The sequence below is a fragment of the Xanthomarina arctica genome (assembly GCF_014638915.1).
In the GTDB taxonomy this organism is placed as follows: Bacteria; Bacteroidota; Bacteroidia; order Flavobacteriales; family Flavobacteriaceae; genus Xanthomarina; species Xanthomarina arctica.
This window is the reverse complement of the sequence record NZ_BMFQ01000002.1, coordinates 205,983-224,746: the sequence shown is the minus strand read 5'-3', so window position 1 is coordinate 224,746 and position 18,764 is coordinate 205,983. Positions and strand designations below refer to the sequence as shown.

The 18,764-nt window shown below is 35.9% G+C and carries 6 protein-coding genes; 2 read left to right on the top strand and 4 right to left on the bottom strand.

Going from position 1 to position 18,764, the window contains the following annotated elements:
• Window positions 1–368: 368 nt before the first annotated feature.
• Together IEV77_RS07305 and IEV77_RS07300 are read left to right on the top strand one after the other, a co-directional pair.
• A complete protein-coding gene (locus tag IEV77_RS07305; protein ID WP_188463357.1) occupies window positions 369–11,066 on the top strand; it encodes an HYR domain-containing protein in 10,698 nt (3,565 codons plus the stop codon).
• A 433-nt stretch (window positions 11,067–11,499) separates the two neighbouring features.
• Window positions 11,500–12,291: a DUF8693 domain-containing protein gene (locus tag IEV77_RS07300; RefSeq protein WP_188463355.1), complete on the top strand. Its 792-nt coding sequence runs from the start codon at window positions 11,500–11,502 to the stop codon at window positions 12,289–12,291.
• 63 nt (window positions 12,292–12,354) lie between these two features.
• Here IEV77_RS07300 and IEV77_RS07295 read toward each other — a convergent pair whose 3' ends face one another.
• The 4 genes from IEV77_RS07295 to IEV77_RS07280 form a co-directional block, all read right to left on the bottom strand.
• Entirely contained in the window at window positions 12,355–14,580 is a 2,226-nt protein-coding gene (locus IEV77_RS07295; protein WP_188463353.1) for an FUSC family protein, read from the bottom strand.
• Window positions 14,581–14,801: 221 nt separating this feature from the next.
• The gene (locus IEV77_RS07290; protein ID WP_229736607.1) at window positions 14,802–16,262 is read right to left on the bottom strand and encodes a phage tail-like protein; all 1,461 of its coding nucleotides are present in this window, start codon (window positions 16,260–16,262) and stop codon (window positions 14,802–14,804) included.
• 2 nt (window positions 16,263–16,264) lie between these two features.
• Window positions 16,265–18,256, bottom strand: a complete 1,992-nt coding sequence (locus tag IEV77_RS07285; protein WP_188463351.1) for a DUF8693 domain-containing protein — start codon at window positions 18,254–18,256, stop codon at window positions 16,265–16,267.
• Window positions 18,257–18,301: 45 nt separating this feature from the next.
• Complete coding sequence (locus IEV77_RS07280; RefSeq protein WP_188463349.1) at window positions 18,302–18,760, bottom strand: response regulator; 459 nt, start codon at window positions 18,758–18,760, stop codon at window positions 18,302–18,304.
• Between the last annotated feature and the right edge of the window lie 4 nt (window positions 18,761–18,764).

Genomic DNA, 18,764 nt, shown 5'->3' with positions numbered 1-18,764 from the left:
AAAGTGGCGATTAAACTAAAAAAAATAGTTCAATGAATTATTTAAGCATGGGAATAAGCTGGAGTACCTGCATAAAAGCTTGATCTAGATCAATCAAGTTTAAAGAACACCTATATGCAGCAAAAAACTCATGTAAACCAACTCATTTAATATTATTAACTAAGATACTATCAAGCCTTTCCAGTTTTAAATGTATGGAATTATTAACTTTTAATGGTTGTTTAAGCATTTGGTCGATTTTATTAGTGAAATTGAATATCAAACATTAATTTCGTCACCTCCCCTCTTATTAATAGCAATTACATTTTATGTAAAGGCTAGTCTATTCACAAAAATGACTATCTAAAGTTTACTAAAAATTAAACGTTATGACAAAAAAAACTACTTTTTCTTTACTAATATTATGTCTTTTTGTTAGCCTAAATAGCTTGTCTAAATCTATAGACAACTTATATAGTTCTTTAAACCACAACCCAGACAAAACTCTAATATATAATCCTTTGGAAGGCTATGTGTCTTTTCGTCCTAATTATGACAGATATCTTGCGCCAGCTGTTATATGTCAAAATATAATTGTACCGTTAGATGCTAGTGGGAATGTAACCATTACGCCTGCACAGATTGAAGATGGTACATATACCGGAAATCCGTTATATACATTATCTGCTAGTCAAACAACTTTTACCTGCGCTAATATTGGTACAAATAATATAACTCTTACTTTAACTGAAAATAGTGATAATTCAACAACAACTTGTTTCGCTACTGTAACTGTCGTGGATAATTTACCACCTACTGCTACCAACCCTGCAGATATAAATGTTCAGTGTCTAGGGGCTGTTCCTGCCGCTAATCCATTAGATGTAACCACCGAGGCTGATAATTGTGGTACTCCTACAGTAGCTTATGTTGGAGATGTTTCGGATGGAAATTTCAATCCAGAAACTATTACTAGAACTTATAGCGTAACAGATGTCTCAGGAAACTCAATTAATGTAACTCAAATTATAACAGTTGAAGATACAACCAACCCTACAGCATCTAACCTTCCTGCTGTAAACGTTCAATGTGCAGGTGATGTACCGGCAGTAAATATTGCGGATGTAGATGATGAAGCGGATAACTGTTCAGGAGTCATAATTGTAGCTCATGATGGTGATGTATCTTCTGGATTTAATCCTCAAGTTATTACAAGAACCTATTCGGTAACGGATGCTAGTGGAAACTCAATTAATGTAACTCAAATTATTACAGTTGAAGATACTACCAATCCTACAACTTCTAACCTTTCTCCTGTTAACGTTCAATGTGCAGGTGATGTACCGCCAGTAAATATTGCGGATGTAAATGATGAAGCCGATAATTGTCCTGGTACAATTACGGTGGCTCATGTAAATGATGTTTCTAATGGAAGTTCGAACCCAGAAGTTATTACCAGAACTTATAGTGTAACAGATCTTGCTGGAAACTCAATTAATGTCACACAAATTATTACGGTGGACGATACGACGCCTCCAAATGCCATTTGCCAAACGACCCCTTCAACAGTGCAACTAGATGCTTCAGGAAATGGCTCCATCTCGGTGACGGATGTGAATAATGGCTCCAATGATAGTTGTGGTCCTGTTAACCTTTCATTTCTTGGTGGATTACCGGATTTAACTAATAACATCGCTGAAGGTAAACCAACCTTTCAAACTTCAGATTATAGCCCACAAGGGGTTTCTGGAAAAGCAGTAGATGGTGATACAAATGGTCGTTGGGGAGATGGCTCTGTAACACATACTCGAGATATCAATGGAAATGTAGAATACTGGGAAGTGGATTTACAAGGATATTTTGACATAGCTGCTATGAAAATTTGGAACCGTACAGACTGCTGTTCAAACCGCCTAAATAACTTTAGGGTCACTCTATATGACAATGCTGTCATCATAGGCTTCCAAGACTTCAATATAATGGGAAATGCTTCTCTTGACATTATAACATTAACAGGTATAGCTAATAAGGTAAGAGTTACCCAACTTAATAATAATGAACCATTATCAATTGCAGAATTTCAAGTCTTTGCAGCAGGAGCCGCAATAGATTTTAATTGTTCAGACATAGGGTCACAAACTGTAACTTTAGTTGCTACTGATGCCGCCGGAAATACAGACACTTGCGTGCATACCGTTAATGTAGTTGACAGCATAGCCCCTATAATTACAACCTGTCCTGCTCCTATTACAGTTAGTGCGGACAATAGCGTTAGTTGTGAAGCAACAGGAGTGGTGTTAACACCTCCAACAGGTACGGATAATTGTACTGCATCTTTAACGATAACCAACGATGCTCCAGCAGCATTTCCTTTTGGTGTGATAACAACTGTTACTTGGACTTTAGAAGATGCCTCTGGAAATTCTGTACAATGCACGCAATTAGTAACGGTAGAAGATAATTCAGACCCAGAAATTACATGCCCTACAAATATAGTTCAAAATACGGATGCTGGATTATGTACAGCAGTTGTAACCTTTGATCCTCCAACAGTAAACGAATGTTCAACCTATTCCATCACTCGCATTGATGGTAATGTATTAAATTCTGGTGACGCCTTTCCTATTGGAGATACAACCATAGAATATCAAGTGCTTGACGATAATAATTTATTAGCAACCTGTTCGTTCACGATTACCGTAGAGGACAATGAAGACCCAACAATTACAGCACCGAATGATATAACGCCGTCAACAGATCTTGATACTTGTGGCGCCAACATAGCCATCCCAAATGCTTCTTTTACAGATAATTGTACGGATAGCACATTAACTTGGAGTTTCACCGGAGCCACAACTTTAACTGGAACAGGACAAGTAGGATCTAAAGATTTTAATATTGGTATAACAACCATAACCTATACGGTTACAGACAATGTAGGAAATACGGCAACAGATAGCATGTTAGTAACACTTTCTGATGACGAAGACCCAACCATTACAGCGCCTGCAGATATCACCGTGTCAGCAAACGTAGATTGTCAAGTAAATGCATTGTCTTTAGGAGCACCTACAACAGCTGATAACTGTGGGGTTGCAAGTGTAACCCATAATGGGATTCCACCTTACCCAATTGGAACAACCATAATAACTTGGACGGTTACCGATAACGCAGGAAACACATCTACAGATACTCAAAACGTAATTGTAGTAGACAATACAGCTCCTACTCTAACAGTTCTTAATCCGACTGTTATTAATGTAAATACCTCTACCGAAACAGATGAAAACTGTACAGTAGCTGTTGTCATTCGTTCTGTATCTTTTAACGACAATTGTTCTGGAAGTATTTTATCTTGGGAAATGACTGGAGCAACTATTGTTGGCTCTACTCCTGGACAAGTACCAAGTCCTTTTACCTTTAATCTTGGAGTAACAACCATTACATATACCGTAACAGATTCAGCAAGCCCAGCGAATACCATTTCAAAAACGCGTACTGTGACTGTCATAGATGACGAAGACCCTACCATGTCTGCCTTAGCAGATATTACGGTTTCGAGTGATCCAGATACTTGTGGTGCTTCTGTCTCTTGGACAGAACCTACAGCAACCGATAATTGTGATTCAATAACCCCATTACAAACTACAGGTTTTACCAACCCATATACCTTTCCAATAGGAACAACCACCGTTAGCTACCAAGCCACGGATGCTTCTGGGAATTCTATTACAGATAGTTTTACGGTGACTGTAACCGATACAGAAGCTCCAACCATTTCGCACCCTAATGAAGTAACAGATCTGGTTTCAACCACATCTGCAGACGGAACAGGAAATTGTACATTGGCTATTGCAATTCCAAATGCTATTACTAATGATAATTGTTCAGTATCTCTATTGAGTTGGGTCATTTCTGGAGCTACAACAGGTTCTGGCTCGAATAATCAAGTAGGAACTAGATTCTTTAATGTAGGAACGTCGGTGATCACCTATACCGTTTCAGATAATAATACGCCTGCCTTACAAAACACCTTGTCTATTAATGTAGTAGTGACTGACGACGAATTACCAACCTTGAATCTCCCAAGTGATATTACGGCAAATGGCTGTAACACGACTGTGACATACCCTACAATTACAGGAAATGATAATTGCGGTGTAGCTTCAATAAATCAAATAGATGGGTCGGGCTATACTAGTAGTAGTTCCTTCCCTCTTGGAACAACCACACTAGAATATGAAATAACTGATATTCATGGTAATACTTTTATAGATACCTTTGATGTAACTGTTATTGATAGCACCTTACCCGTTATAAACTGTCCTTCAAATGTTTCTATATTTAATGATGCAGGTGAATGTTACGCAAGCTTCAACTATCAAGTAGTGGCTTCAGATGATTGTGCAGTCACTCCAACATTGACATGGACCATGACAGGCGCAACTTCTGGTAGTGGAAGTGGACAAGTAGGCAACTACAATTTTAATGTAGGGGCTACAACGGTTACTTATACCATAAATGATGGTTCTAATACAGCCACCTGCTCTTCAACTGTAACAGTTACAGATAACGAAAGTCCGGTGTTAACCTGTCCAACGCCTTCAGCAAGTTATAATACAGATTTAGATTCTTGTACAACAAGTCTAACTTTTACGGCTACTGCTACAGATAATTGCGATACTCCGGTAATCACCTATAGTATTGATGGAACTTCAATTTCATTTCCATACAATTTTCCTATAGGAACAACAGTCGTAGACGTTCTTGCTACTACAACAAATGGTTTAACCGATATTTGTAGTTTTAACGTGGTTGTAAACGACAATCAAGCACCTGAAATAGTTTGTCCAACCGTTTTAGCTAGTTATCCAACAGATTCTGGATCTTGTACTGCATTGTTATCGCTTCCAGCAACGGCTACGGATAATTGCACCGCATCAACACCTACATTTACCTATACTATTTCTGGTACTCCAATTACCTTTCCATATGCCTTTCCTTCGGGATCAACCACTGTAACGGCGGTTGCGAACGACGGACATGGTCAGACACATACATGTAATTATACGGTTGTGGTTAATGACACACAAAATCCAATAGCAAATTGTGTAGGCTCCATAGATATTACCTTAAATTCCTCAGGTAATGCCTCCATTGTAGTTGCCGATATTAATAATGGATCCACAGATAATTGTGGGATACAGGGATTTGCCTTAAATAAGACAGATTTTGATTGTACCCACCTAGGTTCTAATACTGTAATCTTAACAGTTACTGACACTTCTGGCAATACAGCAACGTGTACTGCCATTGTAAACGTATTAGATCCAGCAGCAAGCGCCGGTGTTGAAATTAATGTGGATAACAACCCGATATGTCAGGATGGAGATATCGAATTTACGGCTACTCCAATAAATGGTGGTGCATCACCTATATACGAATGGTTTATCAATGGGATATCCCAAGGAACAAATAGCCCAACTTTTCAACCGTTTACAAGTTTAAATAATGCGGACGAGATTTATGTGCAATTGCAATCGTCGCTAACAAATTGTAACACGCCTGTACAAAGTACATCTATATTTATAACGGTTTACCCGACTCCTATAGTGACCGGACCTACAGAAATCTGTGTAGGTGCTTCAGATAATTTATCACCAAGTACGGGTGGTACTTGGAGCTCAAGTAACCCTTCCATCGCTACAGTAAATAATGCCGGAGTTTTTAATGGTGTGTCTGCTGGGGTAGTCACTTTTACCTTCACAAGTGCTTCTGGAGGTTGTACTAGTCCTATTAATGTAACCATAAATGCCTTACCTGTTTTAACTGCTCCTGCCTCAGTATGTGTTGGAGCTACAAATAGCCTAACCCCTAGTTCTGGAGGAACTTGGAGTTCTAGTAATCCTGCAATAGCTACTGTAGATAATGCGGGAATAATTACTGGTGTTCTTCCAGGGTTTGCAACCTTTACTTTTACAGACGCAAACAGTTGTTCCAATACAACATCTTCTGTTCAAGTTCTTGAGTCGCCTGTTATTGATACAGTAATAGCATCTACTAATCCGTTATGTTCTGGAGAAACGGTGACCATTCAAGCCAACTTACAACCTTTGAGTAATCCTCCAAATAAAAGAACGTTAATTAATTACAACTTCAATGTAAGCCCTGCCCCATCAGGGTATGGAGCTTATAATGGCCAGGAAATTCCAGGTATTACATCTCATTTGAATAATAGTACGATGACTTATAATTTTGGATCAAATGGTACTGCTACAGATACAAATGCTTTTGCTTCAAATCCAGAGGGTTCAAATGCTACTAGATCCTTATTTCAGAATGATAATGATGGCCATGATGATGATGGTGCATGGATTTTTAATGTGGGCGGCTCTGTATTAGATGACTATAGAGATTTTAGAGTGTATTTTCAGACTATACGAAATAACATCGCAGGCAACCCTAAATACATAGATATTTCCTACCGCGTAAATGGCACGGGAGCGTTTATTGATGTCATGAGATACGACATGTTAAATGATAATTCATCCCTTGCTTGGCGAGAAGTTTTATTTTCTTTGCCCGCTGATGCCGATTACGCAAATCAATTGGAAATAAAATTATATGTGAATGATGGTCGAAGTAGCGGTGGCAACTACCCTTATATTCGTATTGATAATTTTCAATTACAAGGGAGTATTGGTGGAGACGTTGTCTCCTATTCTTGGACTGCAGATACTGGAGCCGCGGCAGGATTACCTGCTAGTGCATCAGTACCTTCAACCGCCAATAGCATCATACAGGTAACCCCAACGTTGGATACAAACTATACCTTAACGGTTCAAAATAGTGCTAATGGATGTATAGATACTGAAACTGTTCTAGTCAACGTATCTCCTGCACCTGAAATATTTGTAACTGCTGAATATTGTGTTGTGGATGATTCTGATACAGAAATTGATGAAAGTCAATTTGTCCAACTGGTTGCCACATCTCCCTCAGATCCCAATGTGACTTATGAATGGCAAACGAATCCAGTACAAACTGGTTCTTCGATTTTAGTGGATATAGCAGATGTTTATACGGTTGTAGGAACCCTTTCTGGGGGCTGTTCTACTTCAGGTACTATTGCCATTGCTCAGGAACTTGTAATAGATGGGGATTTTACAAATCTAGATATTATGGATAACAGTGCATATCCTTTTCAAAGTGGACATATTTTTGTTCCAAATCAGCCGGGTCTTGTTCCCGCTGGTCAAGGGGAATTATACGCTGATGGAGGTTTACTAGGCTATACTATAACCCATAGCGGACAAGATGTACATAGTGGTTTTCATGGAAGTGATCATACAGACAATACTGTAGGAGCACAAAATTTTATGGCTATAAATGGAGATGCTGGTATAGATGCATGGAGACAGGATAATACACCTGTACTTCCAAACACCACCTATTATTTTTCAGCCTGGGTAATGAGATTGATTAACGGTAGCCCTCCTAGATTACAATTTGAGGTCAACGGCGTACCTGTTGGAACTGATGTTATACCTCCTCCAAGAACCGGAAACGGGCCAAGTGGCGACAATTGGGAACGATTTTATGGTAATTGGACCTCTGGACCAGCAGACACCTCTGTGAACATAAGAATTATAAATGACAATGGAAGTGCTGGTGGAAATGATTATGCGATTGATGACATTTCATTTGCTACTCTTTCTACATTTATTAGGTTAATAACTCCTCTTGGTACCGACTTACAAACTACCTGTCAGAATACACCTATAGAAGACATAGCATACGATATTGGTGGTGGCTTAACACCTCCAACTATACAATGGACACATAATGGAACACCTTTAGCTCTGAATGTATTTCCTAATGGATTAGGGTTCGTTTTTAATGGCTTAACTTATGAAATAAGTGGTACCCCAACAGGTGAAGGTATTTATGAGTACAGTGTAGAAACCTCTTCTACCTGTGATATTAAATCGTCTGAAGGTATTTTAACGATTAATGAAGCTCCAGTGGTTACCATTGCTCCTATTCCACAAATTTGTGCTTCAGAAACTACAATTGATTTAATTGCCAATTTAAGTGGGTCTGCAACTGGTGGTCAATGGAGTCATTCTGGAACTCCAATTCCAACAATAACTACAGGTGGAAACGTAGCCACCGGTACATACACCATTGACACAAGTGGAGTGTTTACCTTCACATTTACATCTAATGAGCCCTCAACCAATTGTGACAGAGCCATTGAAACAGTAGATGTTGAAATTTTACCATATGTAATAGCAGATGCCGGTGCAGAACAAACAACTATAGGATGCGATGTCACAATGGTTACACTTGCGGCTAATAATGCAACTGGACAATGGACAGCAGTACCTAACACAGGTTTCTTTTCTAATCCCGCAGCCTATAATTCCACTTTCACAGGAGAAAGTGGCACAACCTATATACTAACTTGGACAGCAACCAATAATGTACTATGTGGCAATACCGCAGATTTTGTAGAAATTGTGATTCCTAATTGTGGTGATAATCTAATTTTTGAAGGAGATGAAGATTATATCAGTTTTGCAAACAATTACGGGTTAGGTAACGGTTCATTTAGTATGGAAGCTTGGGTAAAACCAGATAATGTTTCAGGAATTCGAACCATTATTTCTAAACGTAATAGTAATGCCTTAAATTCAGGTTACGATCTAAGTTTAATTGCAAACAGACTACATTTCCGTTGGAACAATCAGGACATGTTAGCAACAGCTACTATGAATAACAGCCGATGGTACCATGTTGCTGTTACCTTTAATGGATCTAATACATATACGATGTATATAGATGGCTTTGTTGTGCAAACAAAAACAGGTTCTTCTCCAATATCCAATACCAATAAAGCACTTATTGGTGCCATGGATACAACAAATGCCTTGCCAATAAATCACTTTGATGGTGCTATAGATGAAGTCCGTATTTGGGACACCGCATTAAGTGTCACCCAAATTCGCGAAATGATGAACCAAGAAATTAAACAAGCTGGTTCTAATGTTATGGGAGAAGTAATTCCTCTGCCTATTACTGGTGGTTTATTATGGACTAATTTAAAAGGGTATTACCAAATGAAGGATGGTTCAGATGGAAACAACGTTAATGGAGGAAATATTGAAGATATTTCTTTATCTAACATACAAGGGACGCTTGTAGGCATGACAGCCTCTCAAAATGAAAACGCACCTCTTCCATATATATCTAATAACAATGGTAGTTGGGATAGTGCCAGCACTTGGGCATCTGGAAGTGTACAGCAAATCCCTAACTCTCGAATAAATAGTATCAGTGGTCCGGAACAAACATGGAATATTGTTAGAACAGAGACTGATGTAACTGCTAATAGACCAGCCAATGTCTTATATAAAACCGTGGTGCAAGGGTTACTTGTAGATAACAATAAACTTTCAATACAAAACGATCAACTTTTAAATGTGACCAAATATTTAAAAATTGACGGCGTCTTAGATCTTGAAGGAGAGTCTCAATTATTACAATATGATGGAAGTATCGTTGATTATGCCGGTACTGGTCACATGGAGAGAGACCAACAAGGAACCTCTAATGTTTATAATTACAATTATTGGGGAAGTCCCGTAAGCAACACTTTTAATGCACTTAATACCCATCCAATATCTTATAATCTCGAGGATGCTCTTTACGACGGAAATGCTCAAGTTAACTGGATTGGTGGTTATGATGGAGCTCCAACCACCCCGGTATCTATCAGTACGCGCTGGTTGTATTTATACGAAAGTTACCCATATGATTCTTACTATGATTGGCATAAAATTGATCAGTTTTATAACATCGAAGTCGGTTTAGGTTTCTTAATGAAAGGTAGTGGTAGCGCTTCAGCTTTACAAAATTACACCTTTAGGGGACAACCTAATACGGGAACAATTTTGAGAGCCATCGGATCAAACGATGAAGCTTTATTAGGAAACCCCTATCCATCAGCACTTGATGCAATGGCTGTAATTGCAGACAATGCGCCAGTCTTATTAGATGGTACCATCCGTTATTGGGAACATGCCCCAAGTAACAATTCGCATATAACCGTTGAATATCAAGGAGGTTACGCTTATTATAATAATACAGGTGGTACTGCAGCTGTTTCGTCGCCAGATCTTAATGGAACTGGAGATGCCAATAAAATACCAAAACGTTACATCCCGGTTGGACAAGGTTTTATGGCAACTGCAAATGCTTCTGGTGGGAATTTTATCTTTAAAAATTCACAGCGTGTCTTTGAAAAAGAATCTGGCGGATTATCTATTTTTATGCGTTCTTCTAATGAAGAAAATAATGAAGACGAAACCGAAAATAACGAAACCAATACTCAGTTAATCAGATTAGATTTTAAATCTCCTGAAAATGCTGTGCGACACTTACTGCTTGGTTTCACACCGAATAACCTTGCTACAGAGGGTGTTGATTACGGTTATGACGCACGTAATGAAGAGTTATTCCCAAGTGATATGTCATTCTTAATTGAAGATGATAAGTATATCATTCAAGGGGTTGGTGAATTTAATAGTGATAACATGTATCCCCTTGTTATAGACTTGGATACCTCTGGAAATATAGAAATAGAACTTACAGCCTTAGAAAATTTTGAGGATCCAATAGACGTCTATGTATATGATGCCTTATTAGGTACCTATTCTAGAATCAACGCTGTTAATTATCAAATAGTCCTAGACGCCGGAAGTCATGCCAATAGATATTTTATAACTTTTAAAGAAGATGCCACATTAAACATTGTTGACGAAGAATTCTCTAATGTACTTGTAAATTTCTTAAGTGCAACAAGCGAAATTTATATCCATGTGCCATCATCAATGGATATCAAACAAGTATATCTAGTAAACATGTTAGGACAAACGGTAAGATCTTGGAATGCTACCAATGCGCCACTGTCTGATGAATGTAAAATTCCTGTAAGTAAAATTTCTGAAGGATCGTATATCATTAAAGTGAGAACCTCAGATAACAAAATGATTAACAAGAAGATTGTAATAGACCAGAATTAATTTTTTAAATTAAATATATTTAAAATGGCGACCAATTGGTCGCCATTTTTTTTGCTGTGTCATTGCGAGAGAGGAACGAACGCGACAATCTCATACAAGGAAGCCTAAACAACTTAACAACAAACAACCAACAACATCGTTATCAACATGCCTTTGCTAAATTGCATAGCTCATGTATAGCTAATGTATAGCTCAAGTATGGCTAATGTATGAAGAGTGTATAAACAAAGACAAGCTTATTCACGAAAGCTCAAAGCTTAATCCAACAGCCAATAAATAAGGCATTTACATATTAATCTTCCTACAAAATCACGAATAACTTTACAAAAAGGATGTATTTAATCGAATTAATCTGTATTTCAAAGGTTTTTTGGAATGCTTTTCTATATTTGTAAAACCCAAATTATACCAATTCATTTAAACCCTAAAGAAAATGAACAAACTAATCTACTTATTACTTATTTCACTGTGTACTACAACACTTACAAATGCAAATCCCTTTTCAAAAGAAATAACTGAAACCTATGATTTTAACGAGATTCAACGTGTCAGATTAGATTTCACCATGCCAAATGGTTATGTACGTCATTTACTGTTAGCATTCACACCAGATAATGCTGCTACAGAAGGAATTGACTATGGTTACGATGCACAAAATGTAGATAATTTTCCAGACGATTTAAATTGGATGATTGAAGGAGAACGCTATGTAATTCAAGGTGTTGGAGAATTTGATAATACAAACCACTATCCTTTAGGTATGTTTATTACAAATGCAGGAGATATAACAATTGCGCTCAATTCTTTGGAAAATTTTGACACGGATATTGATATCTTTATTTTTGATGCTTTCAATAATACCTACACGCTTTTAAATGAAATGGACTTCCAAGAGAATGTAAGTCCAGGAACTTATTTAGATCGTTACTCTCTTGCCTTTACTAACAACTTAAACGACAACGGCTTAAACATAAATGATTATGTTAGTAGCGTTCCAAATACTTCTATTTCGTATTTAAGAAAGTCTCAAGAGATATTAGTGCTTTCAAATAAAACAATTACCAAAATGGAAATTTTTAATTTAATGGGGAAACGAATCTTAGATATTAATAATATTAATAAAAGAGAATTGAGATTACCATTTCTATTTACAAAAGAAACTTTTAGCATTGTTAGAGTGCATACAAATCTAGGTGCCACAAATAAAAAACTTGCGCTCCAATAATTAGTTATTATTTAGTAAACTAATTTATAATAAGCCTTCTAATAGTTTCAAGTTGAAACTTGGTTAATCAAAATCAATAGAAGAAGTTAGTTTTAACATGCTTCCACTAATGGTGTATAACCATCTAAGTTGCTCCCAAACCAAATGGGCTTCTTGGTCATGTCTTTCCAGATGTTTGTCTTCTTGTGCCAGAAATAGTTTTTCATGAGCTAACTGTTCTTTAAAAAAGACATCCCCTTGAAGAATCGTTGAAGCCATATTTTGCGACTTTCCTCCGTTTAAGGATGTGATAACTTGAGACAAGTTATCATCTATTTTAGTAATGGCCATTTTAAACCTCTCCGAAGCTTCCGTAGTGGGATGAAATTGGATATAGGAACTCAACGAAGCTAAGGACGATAAAAATGTATGATTCAATTCGACTAGCTCATAGATTTTATCCAAATGTTTCTGTTTCGATTTAGGCTCCTGAGTCATTCTTTGAAAGGCGGCATTTAGATTAGAAGTCTCCAAAAAAGCCGTTTTACGCGATAACTTATAACTTGTAGGCACCTTGCCCTTATGCTGATAGAAATGAGATATCTTTCCTAAAAAATCTTTATTAGCCACCACACTTGTTTCAATATTCTTTCCAATTTCCAGAAAACCCCAAGCTGGCCACAGCCAAAGCATAGACATAAAAGATAAGGCTGCACCTAGTATGGTATCTATAATACGAAATTGTATTACGGCAGTAATATCAGGCTGAATAATGGCATAAATAAAAACAACACTCAACGTAATAAAAGCAGCCGAAGCTTTATAATTTCTCTGTACCATAGAAAAAGCTATGATTAAAGAAACTACTCCTAATCCGCCATATATATAAGGATTCTGAATCAATAACACCATCCCAGAAGCAATCGCTCCCCCAATAAGAGTCCCAATAATCCGATCTTTAGAACGTGTTTTTGTAAGTCCGTAGCTAGGACGCATAATCACGATAATAGTTAAAAGAATCCAATACGGATTTTGAAATGCGAAGAAATTACCTACCACATAACCAATCATTACAGTAACGGCTAAACGCAACGAATGCTTAAATATATTGGATCTAAAACTCAGGTTTCTCAACAATACTTTAGGATTGTAATCTTGTGAAACTATAAAACGCTTAGATTCGTTTCTATCAATAAAATCTTTAGCATCCATATCCGGATTTCCTAAAAGCCATTTAATTTTTTTAATTTTATTAAATTGTTTTTCTTGATATTCCAATAAGTTTTGGAGCATTAAGTAGTCTTCATAATCTGCCTTGCCTTCTGAAGTTTTAAGCAGTCCTACTTCCTCCTTTATTTTTTCAAAACAAATACTTAATTCCTTGCTTTTAGGAAGTTTTTTAATATCGTTTCCAAATTCGGCAATAAACCTAAGCTGTTGTGCCATTTCGAAAATAAAATCCTGAAAGCTATTTATATAACCAGGATGTTGTTTAAAAAGCACATCCATTTTTTCATAGTTTACCGGATTAGCAATGGCTGTTTCAAGCATTTCCACTAATTGAACGAAAACCAACAAGCGTTTTCCTTTATAATAAGAAATTCCAGAGCTTTTTCTAGATTGTATTAAAATATCCCTTAAAGTGGCATGATGTTCTACTAATTCCGATTGCAAATTTAATAATTTGGTTTGCAAGGCCTCTCTATTTGTTTGCTGTCCTACAAGTTGCCCTCTAGTTTCTAGAAATTTAGCAGTTAAAATAAAGGTTTCGGCTAAAATCTCTTCGGTTTGAGCTTTCGGATTGATATAGTGCCAGATAACCACTAATAACAAATACCACAGCCCTCCTACTCCAATTAACAAAGCGTATTGATAAATTTCAAGTTCTTGACTGGTATGAGCAAAACTAAGAACTAGTGCTAATAACCCTGAAAAACTAATCAGGGAGGCTCTAAATCCATAAACAGAAATAAAAGCAATGCCAAAAGTTAGAAATCCTAAAACAGGAAGTATTAGCCAAGTTTTATAATGTAAATAACCTCCAAAAAAACTGACCACCATAATCAATAAGGCTGAAAGCAAAATTCCTTTCATTTTGTGGTTGAGACTTCCACTAACATTACTAGGGGAACACCAAAAAGCTCCAAAACAAAGTGCTAATCCTACCTCCAAATGTTCTAGGGTTAATCCCAAAATTATGGGTGCAGTGACCGCAATTCCCATCAAAACGGCTTTTGAGAAATCGTTGCTTTTTAAAAACTGCAGGAGTTTTTTAAAATTTGAAGAGAAAATTTGAGCTACCTGATCCAAATTAATCGTTTAATTGACAAAGGTACAACTTAGCAACAAAACCAACGGATAATATTTTGTGGGAATATAGTAGCATCTTTTAAACTTTTCTTTATAATTAATAGCTATATAAAATAAAAACATCTCCTCTATTAAAATTTAGAGAAGATGTTTTATTCGGTTTATAGGGATACAAACCTTCAATTAACACTATTAATATACTTAGGGAAATTTATTTTTGTTTATTTCATATTTAGATTTAATGAAAACACAGCTATTTCAGTTGAACCGGTACCTGTTAATCTTTTTACCCATATTTCTATATAGTCATTTGGATCTAACTCAACAGTACCAGTAATTGAATTACTTGAAACGTCATCTACATTGTTAACTCTCATCAGCGTATTGGTTTCCGTTAAAGTAGTTGACCCATTTTTTCTTATAAAAAATGCGTAATAATTCCCAAGACCATTTTCTCCCCTAATAGACAAAGATGCATTTATTTGAAATGTTCTTGTTTTTTTACCTAAATAGGTTATTCTATTGTCTACTGGTGAAGATACCCTCATTAAGTTTACAGCTGTTGTAGAATTGGTATTGCTATTTCCAGCTAAATTTCGAGCATTCCCATTATTAAATGTTTGTCCGAACCCATTTGTTATTGAACCATCATAATAAATATTACCAGATGCAACCTGATCTGACTCTACTGGAATTCCTGGACAATTTACTGTCCAAGCATTATTAAAATTAAAACCAGTATACGAACCTACAGTATATCCTTTTACATATTGTGCACTCGTTCCACTAAAGCTAGTTCCAGTTAATACACCTTCATTTACAACAGGATTACTACTAAAATCTACACCTATAGCAGATCCATCAACTTTAGAAAATCCACCTTGTTTTTCAATAAAACCAAAAGTTCCAGTAAAAGTTTCATACGTTCCACCATTAGAAGCAGACCAACCCGTATTACTCATTAACAAATCGGTTATATTACTATAAGTAATTCCAGCCGTATTTCCAACAAATTGAACAACACTTAAGAAAACTAAGCCATAACCATTTATTGAACCAACCGATCCTGAATTAGCAACAAAACAATCTCTAAAAATTATATTTTCAGTGTTGCTTCCACTTAGATTAAAAATGGTTCCTCCAGGAGCAGAAAGCGTAACATTTTTGATACTTCCACCTGTATTTCCTACAAACATGGTTCCTCCAATTTTGACTAAAACATCTTCGTTTGTATCTATACCAGCTATATAAGCATTATTTAGATCTATGGATTGAGCTAAAGTAATTGTACCATTTATTTCATACAAAATATTGGATGATAATAAATATTTACTACCACCACCTGCTGTAAGTTCTGCACTTAAATCTGCAGCAGATTTAATAATTTTATGATTGTTTCTCGACTCTGAACCAAGTTTTGTCCAAGCACTAGATTTATAAAAGTAAAAAGCACTTTCTGTAATATCATATACCAATAAACCTTCTATTGGACTTGCTATTGCAATTCTTTGAGCAGAAGTCATTCTTGGTGCTAAAAGCCCCTTTTCTGTAGAACTTAGATCCAACATGGCTGAAGCATCTGGAGTTAATGTACCAATACCAACTTGAGATATGGCGTTAAAACTAAAGCTAGCAAAAACTGCTAAAGTTAGTATTCTTAATCGTAGGTTTAATTTTTTCATAATTAGTAGTTTAGGATTTTTTTAGTAAAATTGCTATTAATAGTTTCGACGTTTACAAAATAGATACCATGACTATTATTAAATGGTATTTGTAATTTATTGACACTATTAAGATTGGTGTTTAGTTTTAAAACTTCTTGTCCTAAAACATTAAATATTTTAATATTTTTTATTTGGGTTCTTTCAATGTTATTGACTACAATCTGACCATGACCATCATAAAACACATCAATATTAGATACGGTTTCATTAGTAGTTGATAAGGTTGTTGCTGGTGAGAAAACAATAGAATATCTGTCTAAGTGTTCTCCTAAGGCTAAATTAACATCAAAGCTAGACTCGCTTAAATTATGAGTGATATTCAATACATGATCTTTTAGATAAACAGTATCTTGAAAATTCTCAATACCATCTAACATAATTTTATGTGTACCCGATTCTGAAATTAATATCCCTAAGGGTAATTCCAAAACATTGGAATAACTGCTTAAACCTTGAATGGCATATTTCTTTTCTGAATCGTTTTCAATAACAAAAAATAAATCGTCATCTCTATGTTCCGTTAAAATGGCATCATAACCAACGTTATAATCCAAATCTGCATTAGAATTTGGTAAAAAACCTAAAAGAAGTTGTCTATGAAAACCTTCTGGATCTTCATAACCAATTCGTAGGTATTGATTTTCCATAACAAATGTAGGTTCTCCAGCTACTGCAGACTCTTCATACTCCTCTGATTCTATAGGAATAATGGTATCTTCTGTTGTATTTACATTAAAGACTCTTTGAGAATTTTTAAAAGTAATATCTCCACTTCCAATAGCTTCTACAAAGAAACCTTGACCTACTGGAATATATTGAGAAGGGTCAGTGACACTACCAGAAGTACCAACACCACTAATTAATGGAGAGGCAATAGAAGGTGGCGTTCCTCCTGTTAAATTACGAATGGCATAACCTCCTAAATAATCTGATAAAGCATGTGAAGTGGAACCTCCATCTACCCAAAAATAGACAGCCTCAAGTAAGGTCAGGTTATCTGTAATAAACTCAGTTGCATCTAGTGCTGAAGGATACGGGTTCCCCAATAACGATTGTTCGCCAGCAACTATAGGTGAAAAATAATCTCCGTCGTTTGGAGCTCCAGAAAACACATAATTTTGATCAGTCAGTAAGGTATTAGTTCCTTTCATGGTAAATCCTTCTCCTGGATTTAAAACGGTAGAAGCATTTATACTAATCCAATCTGCATAAGATCCTGTTCCTTGTCCATAACGATAAAGCCATTGTGTGTTAATGGTTAAAGCTGTAGTAACATTATTACCACCATCAAGAACAGATGGAATTCCATTATATGGAGAACCAGAGTTAAAAAGGACTTGCTGTGGTTCAAATGGGTTGATACTAGAATCTGTACCATCAAACTGACCTCCTGATAAGGAAAATGTCCCACTATTGTTAACAGGAGAAGACCAATAGTTAAATTTGTATGCTGATGCATAGCCATATTGGTCAATTAACATGTTACCAGAAGTACTCGTGTTTGCATCCAAACCCGTATGGCTTTGAATAAGTTGCGCCTTTCCAATTAAACGAAGCGTTCCGTGTGCCAAATGAATGGCATTTTTAACATTCAACTCAAAATTATCTGCTACAGACAACCCTTTAGTATTTGGAGCTGTAATATCAATTTCTAAATTATAAAAATTAATAGCTTTTGTGGCACCAGAAATACTTGATAACGGATTTGTAGCACTCTTAAATTTAGTTGTTCCAGATAATGCCATAGTTGAACCATCATTAATAAAATTATGGTTTAAATATAAATTGCCATCACTGCTGTGAATACCACTAACTGTATTAGTGTATTCGTTTTCGAAATAGACATTTGTTGCTGAATCTATTTGCAGTATGCCCTCATTTACAATTTGGGAATAGCAACAAATAAAACTTGAAAAAGCAAAAATGTTACATAAGTAAAATTTTAATCTCATAAGTAGGTGTTTTTAATGGTTAGTAATAGATTTGTTAGGGGGCGATTAATACGACTTAGTCATCGTATAATTTTGATAATATTTTCTGTTAAAATAAGGTTGCGATTCGCTCAAAACCTTATTTAACGATTTCATTGTTAATGGTTTGCTCAAAAAACCAGCACAATGCTTCTCTCTCTTCACCTTAATAACATCATGTAAATGAGTTGATGAAGACAACATAAAGATCTTAATAGGTTTGTCTCTTAGAATTTCCAGTTTATTAAATTCTTTCAAAAACTGAAAGCCATTCATTTCTGGCATATTGATGTCTAATAAAATAACATCAGGTATAAATTGGTCTTGGTGCTTATTAATCTTTTCAAAGATTTTTAAAAAGTTAATGGCCGTGCTACCTCTTTCAAATGTTCTCACACTCGAATTAACGCAGGTTCTCTCAATAATTTTATTACTGACGAATAAGTCAATTTTATTATCGTCAATGAGCATGATATTTAACTTCATAAGT